At 34.0% G+C, this 12,363-nt stretch carries 14 protein-coding genes; 8 read left to right on the top strand and 6 right to left on the bottom strand.

The window, feature by feature from the left end; genetic code table 11:
- Nucleotides 1–94 precede the first annotated feature (94 nt).
- The 4 genes from B8963_RS03225 to B8963_RS03210 all read left to right on the top strand — a co-directional run bounded on the left by B8963_RS03225 (nt 95) and on the right by B8963_RS03210 (nt 4,397).
- Nucleotides 95–868, top strand: a complete 774-nt coding sequence (locus B8963_RS03225; protein WP_084059957.1) for an enoyl-CoA hydratase/isomerase family protein — start codon at nt 95–97, stop codon at nt 866–868.
- Nucleotides 869–904: 36 nt separating this feature from the next.
- Nucleotides 905–2,455: a hypothetical protein gene (locus tag B8963_RS03220; protein ID WP_084059956.1), complete on the top strand. Its 1,551-nt coding sequence runs from the start codon at nt 905–907 to the stop codon at nt 2,453–2,455.
- 30 nt (nt 2,456–2,485) lie between these two features.
- Entirely contained in the window at nt 2,486–3,610 is a 1,125-nt protein-coding gene (locus tag B8963_RS03215; protein ID WP_084059955.1) for a PA0069 family radical SAM protein, read from the top strand.
- Nucleotides 3,611–3,689: 79 nt separating this feature from the next.
- Nucleotides 3,690–4,397, top strand: a complete 708-nt coding sequence (locus B8963_RS03210; protein WP_084059954.1) for a DsbA family oxidoreductase — start codon at nt 3,690–3,692, stop codon at nt 4,395–4,397.
- A 61-nt stretch (nt 4,398–4,458) separates the two neighbouring features.
- Here the strand turns inward: B8963_RS03210 and B8963_RS03205 are convergent, their stop codons facing one another.
- The 4 genes from B8963_RS03205 to B8963_RS03190 form a co-directional block, all read right to left on the bottom strand.
- Nucleotides 4,459–5,883, bottom strand: a complete 1,425-nt coding sequence (locus B8963_RS03205) for a Gfo/Idh/MocA family protein (protein WP_084059953.1) — start codon at nt 5,881–5,883, stop codon at nt 4,459–4,461.
- Between the two features lie 68 nt (nt 5,884–5,951).
- Nucleotides 5,952–6,629, bottom strand: coding sequence for an HD domain-containing protein (locus B8963_RS03200; RefSeq protein ID WP_084059952.1), 678 nt, complete (start codon nt 6,627–6,629; stop codon nt 5,952–5,954).
- Complete coding sequence (locus B8963_RS03195; RefSeq protein ID WP_084059951.1) at nt 6,626–7,363, bottom strand: lysophospholipid acyltransferase family protein; 738 nt, start codon at nt 7,361–7,363, stop codon at nt 6,626–6,628. Before B8963_RS03195 ends, B8963_RS03200 begins: the two co-directional genes overlap by 4 nt.
- Nucleotides 7,364–7,451: 88 nt before the next feature.
- Nucleotides 7,452–7,865, bottom strand: a complete 414-nt coding sequence (locus B8963_RS03190) for a BrxA/BrxB family bacilliredoxin (protein WP_084059950.1) — start codon at nt 7,863–7,865, stop codon at nt 7,452–7,454.
- Nucleotides 7,866–7,999: 134 nt separating this feature from the next.
- Between B8963_RS03190 and B8963_RS03185 the strand changes: the two genes are divergently transcribed.
- The 4 genes from B8963_RS03185 to B8963_RS03170 all read left to right on the top strand — a co-directional run bounded on the left by B8963_RS03185 (nt 8,000) and on the right by B8963_RS03170 (nt 11,487).
- On the top strand, nt 8,000–8,680 hold the full coding sequence (locus B8963_RS03185) for a tellurite resistance TerB family protein (RefSeq protein WP_084059949.1): 681 nt from the start codon (nt 8,000–8,002) through the stop codon (nt 8,678–8,680).
- Nucleotides 8,681–8,714: 34 nt separating this feature from the next.
- Nucleotides 8,715–9,299, top strand: coding sequence for a HupE/UreJ family protein (locus B8963_RS03180; RefSeq protein ID WP_084059948.1), 585 nt, complete (start codon nt 8,715–8,717; stop codon nt 9,297–9,299).
- A 100-nt stretch (nt 9,300–9,399) separates the two neighbouring features.
- Nucleotides 9,400–9,837: a deoxycytidylate deaminase gene (locus B8963_RS03175; protein WP_084059947.1), complete on the top strand. Its 438-nt coding sequence runs from the start codon at nt 9,400–9,402 to the stop codon at nt 9,835–9,837.
- Between the two features lie 15 nt (nt 9,838–9,852).
- On the top strand, nt 9,853–11,487 hold the full coding sequence (locus B8963_RS03170) for a S41 family peptidase (protein ID WP_084059946.1): 1,635 nt from the start codon (nt 9,853–9,855) through the stop codon (nt 11,485–11,487).
- On the opposite strand, the gene B8963_RS03165 is transcribed toward B8963_RS03170, so the two are convergent.
- Both B8963_RS03165 and B8963_RS03160 read right to left on the bottom strand, forming a co-directional pair.
- Nucleotides 11,484–11,687, bottom strand: coding sequence for a hypothetical protein (locus B8963_RS03165; RefSeq protein WP_084059945.1), 204 nt, complete (start codon nt 11,685–11,687; stop codon nt 11,484–11,486). The two genes, B8963_RS03170 and B8963_RS03165, sit on opposite strands and share 4 nt — an antisense overlap.
- A gap of 29 nt (nt 11,688–11,716) precedes the next feature.
- Entirely contained in the window at nt 11,717–12,295 is a 579-nt protein-coding gene (locus B8963_RS03160) for a MarC family protein (protein WP_084059944.1), read from the bottom strand.
- Between the last annotated feature and the right edge of the window lie 68 nt (nt 12,296–12,363).

Below are 12,363 nucleotides of genomic sequence, written 5' to 3'. Positions count from 1 at the left end.
CTTGTTTTCTACCAAAAATCTTACTTTGGTGTAGTGGCCGGTTTTCTATAAATGTTTGCTAAATTTGTTAGTATATTCATAGAAAAATAAAATCATGAAATTCAACAATATTCAAGTTCAAGAGGGGAAAACTACAATAGTAACTATTAATCGCCCAACAAAACTAAATGCACTAAATCGTGAAACTATTCAAGAGTTACACGATGCTTTTAAAACGCTAGATAAAGATAAATCTGTAAAAGTAATTATCATTACCGGAAGTGGTGAAAAGGCCTTTGTTGCAGGTGCAGATATAGCAGAATTTTCAGATTTTTCAGAGAAAGAAGGTGGCAAATTAGCTGCTAAAGGACAAAAATTGTTATTCAATTTTGTTGAGAATATGAAAACCCCTGTCATCGCTGCTATCAACGGCTTTGCTTTGGGTGGTGGATTAGAATTAGCCATGGCCTGTCATTTTAGAGTGGCAAGTGATAATGCAAAAATGGGCTTGCCCGAAGTTTCCTTAGGCGTTATACCAGGTTATGGTGGTACACAACGTTTACCGCAATTGGTAGGTAAAGGCATAGCTTTTGAAATGATTATGACCGCCGGTATGATCGATGCTGAAAAAGCACTTGCCCATGGTTTGGTGAATTACGTAGTACCACAAGCAGAATTATTGCCTTTGTGCGAGAAATTAGCAGGTAAGATATCGAATAATTCGTCAGTTGCGATTGCTTATGCAATAAAAGCGGTAAATGCTGGTTTTAGTACTAATGGAGATGGTTTTAAAGAAGAAATAAAGGCTTTTGGAGAATGCTTTGGTACTAATGATTTTAAAGAAGGTACTACAGCGTTTTTAGAAAAAAGAAAAGCAAACTTCGAATAAACCGCTGTTTTTTTAATCAAAATAACCAACCTTTACATGCGTACAAATAATATTCTAGTCGTGTTTTTTTTCGCTTTCTTATGCTACGCTCAGGCACAAGAAATGCCAGTTAAGTATTCTTTTGGAGAAAAGTTTAACGATAGATACAAGTACTCTAATTTATTAACTATTGCGCCCGATGGCAATGGCGGAAGTATTTTAGTTAGGTCCTATTACACGGGTATAATTCTTAAACCTAAGGGGTATTATATAGAGCATTACAACAGTAATCTTGAGCTTATTTCAGAGTTTAATTACAAACTTAAAAATGCCAATTATGTAGATGCTTTTGTAAAAAACGGACAAGTATATCTTTTATTTTTGGAGTATAACTATGGTTCAAAAGCTTATGAATATTTAATTCATAAAAGCTCTTATGAAAATTTTGATTTTAAAACTCAAAAAATACTATCTGTAGATTCCGATCCGGTTGAGGAACCTCTAGATCGTAATTATTACAACCGTAATTTCTCTTCAGGGTTTACCACTACAGTTTTATTTGATAAAGAAAAAACTGCCTTTGCTATAAGCGCACATCATAAAAAAGGAAAAGACAACAAACACAATATTTACGTTTTTGATACCAGCTTAAATGCTTTAATGCAATACGATTTTTCTGAGGAAATAGAGGAAAAAAACTATGCCTTTGAAAACTTTGTAATTTCTAAAAACAGACAAGAAGTGTATTTAACAGCTAAGGCATATTTTAAAAAGAAACGTTTTGAAGCTACAGAACGAAAATTCCAATATGAACTTTTGCAAGTAACTAATGATGGGGGAAAAGTACAGACCTTTGTTGATCCTGGAAAATATCCTGAAGCACTAAATCCTTTATTAGTTGGTAATAAATTGGTTTGTGTTGGTTTTTACTCAAACAGAAGAGACAACCGATATAATGGCATTGTTTATTTTGATATTGACCCGAGCAATATGCAGATTAAAAAGAGTAAATATCAGGAATTTACCGAGCAATTTATGTTAGATAAATTTGGTCGTGATGAAGAAAAGGATGTCAAAAATTTAGTTTTTAAAGAGGTTGTTGTGACCTCGGATGAAACCATTTTGTTTAATGCAGAGGAGTATTTTGTTACTTCTAGCATACAAAGAGATCCAACAGGATCAAGCGTTAAAATAGATAGATACCATTACAACGATATTGTAAGTGTAAAGCTTAATGCTGAAGGTGATATGGTTTGGGCTCGAAATATTAATAAGTCGGAAGTTACTCAAGGTGATGCTGCTTATACCTCGTATTGTTCTTTTACAAAAGATAGCGACACTTATTTTTTTATTAGCACTGCCAGTGAAAACCCGCAGTTATTAGGTGATCAGCGAATAGTTTTTAAACAAGGACTTGGACGTAATAGAAATATTTTTCTAATTAAGTTAAACGCAGACGGTAACATGAATTACGAAAAAGTAATTGACGATAGTGAAGCTAGATTGCCATTTATGGTATCTATGCCTTTAATTAACAAGGCTCAAGACAATTTACTTTTCTATGCTAAACGCGGAACAAAAAAACAGTTGGTTAAAGTAAACTTCTAATAAGAAACTAAAATCCAATTTTAACATCAAATGAATCTTTTTAATGGATTTATTCCATTATTTTGGAATAAATCCATTAAATTGAATTCAGAAGAATTTATCAAAGGGCGTGGCGCTCAACAGAATAAAACCAATAAGTTTTCCGAGTTCTCTTATGAAATGCGGGATGACTTTTTGGAATTTTGCCGTTTGGAAGGTGAAGAGGCCGACAAAAACAAAACGCAATACCTGCCAATTTTTCCTAAAACCATAGTCAACAAAGTAACCAGTATCGACGTTGGAATGCAGTATAGCATGAATCCCTATCAAGGGTGCGAACATGGGTGTATTTATTGCTATGCGCGTAATACACATGAATTTTGGGGCTATAGTCCTGGATTAGATTTTGAACGTAAAATTTTAATTAAGCAAAATGCTCGTCTACTTTTAGAAGAGAAAATACGGAGTAAAAGATGGCAAGCACGAACCATTGTGCTCTCAGGAAACACGGATTGTTATCAACCAGCGGAAAATCAATTTAAAATAACGCAGGCTTGTTTAAAAGTGTTTTTAAAATACAAACATCCTGTGGGCATAATTACTAAAAATGCCCTAATACTTCGCGATCTAGAATTACTTAAGGAGCTTTCCAAGGATAATCTTATAGGTGTTAACATATCGGTGACTACTTTATCTGAAAAAACCAGGCGCATTTTGGAACCACGTACCACTACAATTAAAAAAAGACTGGAAACTATTCGTATTTTAAGTGAAAATGGTATTCCTGTTAATGCGATGTTGGCTCCAATAATTCCAGGGATTAATAGTCATGAAGTTTTAAATTTGGCTAAAGCCGTTGCAGATAACGGTGCATTATCTTTTGCATTTACTGTAGTGCGATTAAATGGAGCAATAGGTCAAATTTTCACCGATTGGATTAAAAAGACTATGCCAGATAAGGCCGATAAAGTTTTGCATCAGATTGCAGAGTGCCATGGTGGGACTTTAAATGATAGTCGTTTTGGTATACGCAGTAGAGGTGAAGGTCACCTAGCGAAACAAATACACGATTTAATGAAATTAGCTAAACGCACTTATTTTAAAGACAGGGTTTTCCCCAAGCTAAATACCAATCTACACGAAGGCTATAAAGATGGTCAAATGCGATTATTTTAAGCAAAAAAGGGTTTGTAGATAAACAGAAAGGTTTTTAGTTTAAACGCGACTAACGTGAAGCAAATAAAGAAATAAAACTATGAAAGTAAGTATTTGGTCAGATATAAGATGTCCATTTTGTTACATCGGAAAAAGAAAGTTCGAAGCAGCTTTGGCAAATTTTCCACATAAAGATAAAATTACGGTAGAATGGAAGAGTTTTGAATTAGACCCCTATTTAGAAACACAACCAGAGGTAGATTACACGGAGTATTTTATGGAAAATAAAAATGTAGATAGGGATACTGCATTGGGTATGTTTGATCGTGTTTCCAAAATGGCTAGTGAAGTTGGTTTACACTTTAATGTAGAACAAGGGGTAATAGCAAACTCCTTAAACGCACATCGATTGTTATATTATTCGAAAACCGAAGATTTAGCGGATAAAACAAAAGAAACCTTATTAAAAGCACAGTTAGAACAAGGCAAAAATATAGACGATGCATCTGTGCTCCTTGATTTAGCTGTTCAAGTAGGTTTAAATAAAGAGAAAGTAGCTGCTTTATTGGCTTCTGATGAATATACTTATGAAGTTAGGCAAGATGAATTGGAAGCTAGGAATTTGGGTATTTCTGGGGTGCCCTTTTTTGTTTTAGATCATAAATTTGGCATATCTGGAGCACAGCCTACCGAGGTATTTGCAGAGGCTCTTGAAAAAGCATGGAAAAATTATACCAATGAAAAATTAACATTGCTAACTGTTGATAAAGCAGGCGAATCATGTGATGTAGATGGAAATTGTAATTAAATAATGCAAAAAAGGCTTGGCAATTACGCCAAGCCTTTTTAAGTATTTTAAAATCTATATTTTATTTAAGTTCCCATCCTTTTCTGTAATTTCCTTTTACCCAATCATTGGCTTTATCGTAATTGGTGACACGCATGTTTTCTCCATCCCATAAAATTTTACGTCTACCAGGGTAAGCATATGGCTCCCAATCTCCAATTTTTTTACCAGGGATTAGTTCTTTGTATTGGTAGGCTTTTATGGCTAAATTCCCCATAAGTACCGCTTCTGTTAAAGGCCCAGATTTAGCAAAATCTGATGAGGTTGGAGTGCCATTTAAACATCCATTTACAAAATTCATGGCGTGGCCAGAGGTATCACCTTCTATTCTTGTTAATGTTGGTTTTGGCGGATTGAAAAGTGCCATGGTTTCTGAAGGTAATAAACGTGCATTTCTAGAGTAGGTATCGGTTACCAATATACCTTTGGTACCATAAAAAATACTACCACCACCAGAGTCACCAATAGTTTCATCATTTTTTAATTCATCTGGCAGATCTGGTTTAAGTCCACCATCATACCAATTCAATGCAATATCGCCATGTTCTTTGGTATTAAATTTTAATCGCACTATGGATGATGCTGGGCAGGATTCTGGGTAATCTGCCTCCACAAAATCGCCAACCCAATTGGTTGTACAACTTGCTTCTGCTTCTGTAGGATACCCTAAACCAAGGGTGCTAAAAGGTGTTTCCATAATATGGCATCCCATATCACCTAGCGCGCCCGTACCAAAATCCCACCAGCCACGCCATTTAAAAGGCAAATAACCAGCATAATAAGGTCTGTCTTTAGCAGGGCCTAACCATAGGTCCCAATCTAACTCTTTTGGAATAGGATCGCCACCATTTGGCAAAGGAATTCCTTGCGGCCATACAGGTCTGTTTGTCCAACAATCTACTTTATATATTTTTCCGATGATACCAGAATCTATCCATTCTTTTGCTTGTCGGCTACCATCGCTAGAAGCACCTTGATTTCCCATTTGGGTAACAATGCCGTTTTCTTTCGCAACATTGGTCATTAGTCGAGCTTCGTGAATATTGTGCGTTAAGGGTTTTTCAACATAAGCATGTTTTTTGGCGCGCATAAATGGTAATGCAATTGTCGCATGAGTGTGGTCTGGTGTGGCGACCATAATGGCATCAATTTCACTTAAATGTTTATCGTAAATCGTTCTAAAATCTTTATATAGTTTGGCATTTGGGTGTAATTTTTGACTAGGAACAACCTGTCTATAATCCACATCACAATACGCTACAAATTTTACTTTTTTCGTATTCGTTAAGTCATTAATAACGCCGCCTCCACGACCTCCAATTCCAAATCCAGCCATATAAAGTGTATCACTTGGTGGAACATGATTTTTACCTAAAACAAAACTGGGGACAATCGAGAATGCTGCTGTTGCAGCGGCAGCATTTTTAATGAATTTTCTTCTTTGCATGATTAAGATGAGTTAGTTGAATTATCTCAATCAAGTTACAAAAATTATTTAAGTTAAGTTCATTGTATTTAGCTATTCCTTTCTAATGGAGTGCCATTCCATTCGCTATAAAATTGCTCTAAATAGTTCATCATAAATTGATGTCTTTCAGCTGCTAATTTTTTACCAGTTTTGGTGTTCATTTTGTCTTTTAAAAGTAGTAGCTTTTCATAAAAATGATTAATTGTAGGCGCAGAAGATTTTTTATATTCTTCTTTAGTCATTTTTAAATTTGGCGCAATATTAGGGTCGTAAAGTGCTCTATTTTTAAAGCCTCCGTAATTAAATGCTCTTGCGATACCTATGGCGCCAATGGCATCTAAGCGATCAGCGTCTTGAATTACTTGGAGCTCAATGGAATTAAAATTAGGAGTAGTTTTCTCTAGTGATTTTTTAAATGAGATATTCTCAATTATTTGAATTACCTGGGCAATTACATCCGCATTAACCTGAATTGAAGTTAAGAACGTATGGGCCAATTTAGGACCAACTGTTTCATCGCCATTATGAAATTTTGCATCGGCAATATCATGTAATAATGCCCCTAAACTAACTACAAGAATATTGATATTTTTCTCGTCTTTGGCGATTAAAAGAGAGGTTTTAAAAACACGTTGAATATGGAACCAATCGTGACCACCTTCAGCACCTTGCAATGTTTCTTTTACAAAGGCAATGGTTTCTTCTACAATTTCGGTATTGGTCATTTAAATGATGTTACGCCTTTAGTGACAATTTCTTCTACCTTTGCTATTAATTCTTCACTATTTCCAGTGTTTTCAAGCGGTTCATGAACCTTAAAAGTAATATGATTCCCGAGACCATTTGGAAACTTACCGTAGCGCAGCATTTTCCAAGAATTATTAATGCTAATAGGTACAATTAATGCTGATGGTGCCTGTTTCATTAAAACTTTAAGCCCTGTAGTTTGGAAAGGTTTCGGGTGGCCTGTTCTACTTCTTGTTCCTTCAGGAAAAATTACAGCACTTCTATTATGTTCCTCAATATATTTCCCTAATTTCATTATTTGCCCTAACGCCTGTTTGCTATCTTTTCTGTCGATTAACACAGAACCCCCATGAACAAGATTATAAGATACGCTAGGAATACCTTTACCTAATTCTATTTTGCTTACGAACTTTGGATGATGTTTGTGCATCCACCAGATTATAGGTGGAATATCATGCATGCTTTGATGATTTGCTACAATTATTAATGGCCTATTTGTTGGAATAGTATGGGGATTATCAAATGTATAAGTTGTACCTAATATATGGGAACAACGTATTAGACATAGATTTAAAATACTAACAGCCTTTTTTAGGGTGTTGTAACCAAAAACGTTAAATGAAATCCATTGTATTGGATGAAAAACCAATAAACACAACCCAAAACAAGTCAGGTAAATGGCGCTAAGCGGATATGCGAGTATTTTTTGCATGCTACAAAAATAAAAAACCGCTCTTTTAAAGAACGGTTTTATGAAAGAATTTTTAAGGTCTATTTTTCAATAAACGATTAAGCTTGGCTTATGAACAGAATTCGTTATAAGCAGCCATTAAATTTTCTGCGATTACTTCTGCTGGTCTTCCTTCAATATGATGACGTTCAATCATATGAACTAACTCTCCATCTTTAAACAAAGCCATACTTGGCGATGAAGGAGGAAAAGGTACCATTAAACTTCTTGCTTTATCTACAGCTTCAAAATCTACTCCAGCAAAAACCGTAACAATATGATCAGGTTTTTTGCTATTTGTTAAGCTAAATTTAGCAGCAGGTCTTGCATTTGCAGCAGCACAGCCACAAACAGAATTTACTACAACTAATGTTGTGCCTTCAGCATTTATTGCTTTTTCTACGGCTTCAGCGGTATGTAATTCTTCAAACCCAGCAGATGCTAGGTCTTCTCTCATCGGTTTTACTAATTCTGCAGGATACATAATTTTATTTTTATCAATTTATAAAAGTTTTCAAAGATAACCATTTTGTCGTAGTTCTTCTTTACGCCTTAACTTTTCATTACACTATTTTTTGCATTTGAAAATTATATCTTTGGCGCAAAATTGTGTAAAACATGAAATGGATATTTTTTATTCTAATATTTTATTTAATTCAGAAAATATTTAGTGGAACTAGATCGGTAATCGCTACGCAAAAGAGTGGTTCGGTGAGTCCTGCTGATTTTGAGCTAAATCTATTGTCATTATGTTCTGTAGTTATTAAAGCAGATGGTAAAGTTTCGCAAAGCGAAATGGACTATGTTCAGCGCTATTTTGTGAGTACCTATGGCAAAGATAAAGCGAACGCCATTTTTAGAACTTTTAATGAAGTAATCAAGAAAAGAGAAATATCTACGCAAAGAATTTGTGATTATATGAACCTACGTACACGCGTTGAGGTTCGATTACAATTAGTTCATTTTTTATTTGGTATTGCTCAAGCAGATGGTTCTGTGAGTCCTGCAGAGATTAATAAGATTCAAGAAATTGCTGGTTACTTAAGAATTGGAATGCAAGATTTTGAAAGTATTAAAGCCATGTTTATAAAATCTGCAGACAATGCGTACAAGATTTTAGAGATCGAAAAATCAGCATCTGATGATGAGGTTAAAAAGGCCTATAGAACTATGGCTAAAAAATACCATCCGGACCGTGTTAATAATGAAGATGAAGCTATTAAGAAAGGTGCTGAGGAAAAGTTTAAAGAAGTGCAAATAGCTTATGAAACCATTCAAAAAGAGCGAGGAATTAACTAATAAAATTAGTACAACTACATAAGGAGATTTTAATATGGAAGATTTTGTTTTTTATATACAACTAGGTTTAGAGCATGTGCTCGATTTTTCTGCTTATGACCATATTTTGTTTTTAACAGCATTAGTAATTCCATTTACGTTTAAAAGTTGGCAAAAAGTGCTTGTTTTAGCTACAATTTTCACCTTAACACATTGTCTTTCTTTGGCCTTGTCTACTTACAATGTTTTTACGGTAGATGTAAGTTTAATTGAGTTTTTAATACCAGTAACCATATTTTTTACGGCGGTATTTAATATACTCTATGTAAATGCTAAAATAGATCGTAAAAGTGTATTATTACATGGCTTAGCTACGGCATTTTTTGGTTTAATACACGGCTTCGGATTTTCAAATTATTTTAAAATGTTAATGGCTGAAGAAGAGGATAAAGTAACACCTCTGATAGGGTTCGCTACAGGTATTGAAATCTCGCAACTAATTATAGTTCTTGCAGGACTTCTTTTGGCCTATGTAGTACAGACTATGGCAAAAATAAAACAGCCACTTTATATCATAATTGCTTCAGTAATCGTTTTATTAATAACTATACCCTTACTAATCAATACCTTTCCCAATTAATTTTTCACTTAAAATTAACCATTAGCGGTTGTAAGGGTAGTGTAAAGCAGGTATCTTAGTAGCTTAATTAAAAAATTGCATTACTACCATTGGCGTGTTTATGAAAGATATTAAGCAAAAAAAGTATGATAAGGCCTATTTAAGAATGGCCAGTGAGTGGGGAAAGTTATCTTTTTGTAAAAGAAAGCAGGTTGGCGCAATTATTGTAAAAGATAGAATGATTATTTCCGATGGTTACAACGGTACTCCAACAGGTTTTGAAAATCATTGTGAAGATGAAGAGGGATATACAAAATGGTATGTTTTGCACGCAGAAGCTAACGCAATATCTAAAGTAGCATCTTCTACACAATCGTGTAATGGCGCAACTCTATATATTACTTTATCACCATGCAAAGAGTGCAGTAAATTAATACATCAATCTGGAATAAAACGCGTGGTATACCAAAACGCATATAAAGATGATTCGGGATTACAGTTTCTAGAAAAGGCTGGTGTTGTATTGGTGCATATGCCAGACATTAAAGAAAATTCTTAGGTACACACGTTATAAATGAAGAAGAAACAACAGTATTTATGGCCAACTATTCTTGCGGCAACTTTAGCCGTGGGTGTCTTTATTGGTGGGAAGCTTCATTTTAATGATTCGCCCGAAAAATTGTTTACGACCAATTCTAAAAAGGACAAACTAAATCGACTTATTGACTACATAGATTATGAATATGTAGACGAGATTAATACGGATAGTATTGTTGATGTTGCGGTGAATAATATTTTAGACAAATTAGACCCACATTCAGTTTATATTCCTAAAAAAGATATGGCCAAAGTTTCCGAAAATATGAAAGGAGATTTTGTGGGAATTGGTATTAGTTTTTTTATGGAAAATGATACTATTTCTGTGGTGCGCACCATAGAAGATGGTCCTAGTTATAATAAAGGAATAGAACCAGGAGATCGTATTTTAATGGCAGATAATGTGGCACTATTTGGTCAAAAATTGCCTAACGATGTAATAATAGATAAGTTAAAAGGTAAAAAAGGTACTCCTGTAAAACTAAAAATTTACCGTAAAAAAGATGACAAAACCTTTACAGTAACAATTACAAGAGACAATGTGCCTTTAAAAAGTGTAGAAGCATCATATATGCTCACACGGGATATGGGATATATAAAGGTGAACCGGTTTGCCGAATCTACGTATAAAGAATTTAAAACAGCACTTACCAATTTACAAAAGCAAGGTGCTTTAAAACTTACCTTAGATTTAAGAGATAATCCTGGTGGATACTTAGGTATTGCTGAGCAAATGGCAGATGAGTTTCTAAAAGATCACCAATTAATTTTGTTTACAAAAAATAAAAAAGGGCAAATAGATAGTACATATGCTACTAAAAAAGGAAGCTTTGAAAACAAGCCAATATATGTGCTAATTAATGAACGTTCGGCCTCAGCAAGTGAAATTATCGCTGGCGCTCTACAGGATAATGATATAGGTACCATTGTGGGAAGACGATCTTTTGGCAAAGGTTTGGTACAGCGCGAAATGGAACTTGGTGATGGATCAGCAGTAAGACTAACCATTGCAAGGTATTATACGCCAACAGGCAGATCTATTCAAAAAGATTATGCCAAAGGAAATAAAGATTACTATCAGAAATTTACGGATAGATATACGACTGGTGAGTTAGTCTCGGTAGATAGTATTAAAGTTGCCGACTCGTTAAAATTTAAAACACCTAAAGGAAAAGTAGTTTATGGTGGCGGTGGAATAATTCCCGATATTTTTGTGCCTATTCAAGGTTATGGCGAAGAAGCTATTAGCTTTTTAGAGAGTGGAGGTATCATGTCGAGATTTATATTTAACCATTTAGAGGAAGATAGAAATAGGTATAATGATTATTCAGAAAAAGATTTTGTTGGAAAATTTAAAGTTGATGATATTTTGTTTGAAAAGTTCATTAACTACATGCAGTTATTTAGTAATCAAGAGGAATCTTCGATGAACTATTATGAATATGAAGACAAGATTAAACTTTATTTAAAAGCATCAATCGCAGAACAGATTTACAATCCAAATGCGTATGCTATAATAAAAGGACAAGATGACCCTATGCTAATTAAAGTTCAAGAACTTGAACGCCCTATAATTAGGCAAAAAGACGAAAAGAAGGAGGACAATAATTAATTGTCATCCATCTTTTTTTGGATCTTTTTTGAAAGCATAAAAATAACCAAGAGAACAATTGCACATAAGGCAGCAACGATGCCTATCAATGCAATAATACTATCCCCTTTAAATAAGTTGTTAAAGTCTAAAAGCGTAGCATTATAGGTGATTAATGCTAGGGCTATTAGTATTAAAATAATACTTACAATTTTATTCATACTGTAATATTCATGGTTTGTTTAATCACCTAAAAAAGCTGATTTATATTTGATGTAAATAATTTTACGGCTATAGCTAATAGAATAACGCCAAATACTTTTCTTATAACACTCAAACCTGTTTTGCCGAGTGCTTTTTCTATTTTTTTGGATGATTTTAATACCAAATAAACAAAAATAATATTTATGATAATGGCTACTATTATATTTTCTACGTAGTATTCGGCACGTAATGATAAAATAGAAGTCATAGTACCTGCACCAGCAATTAAGGGAAAGGCAATAGGCACAATAGAGGCGCTTTCTGGGGCGTCATCTCTATAAAGGCTAATTCCTAAGATCATTTCAATAGCAAGAAAAAAGATGATAAAAGCACCTGCTACAGCAAATGAATTTACATCAATGCCAATTAATTTCAATATTTCTTCACCAACAAATAAAAAGGCGACCATTATAATAGCTGCAACAATAGAAGCTTTTTCTGAATGAATGTGCCCAACTTTATTACGTAATCCAATAATAATTGGAATACTACCAAGAATATCAATTACCGCAAATAATACCATTGAGGCGGTTGCAATTTCCTTAATATTAAAATGTAACTCCATAGTAAAAATTTCTTTGCAAATTTACGGTTAAATTCAAGTATTAGATGTTTTAAGCTAAATTAAAATCA

Source organism: Cellulophaga tyrosinoxydans, from assembly GCF_900176415.1.
Lineage (GTDB): Bacteria > Bacteroidota > Bacteroidia > Flavobacteriales > Flavobacteriaceae > Cellulophaga > Cellulophaga tyrosinoxydans.
Note: the sequence above shows the minus strand (reverse complement) of the source record. Positions and strands in the feature narration are given on the sequence as shown.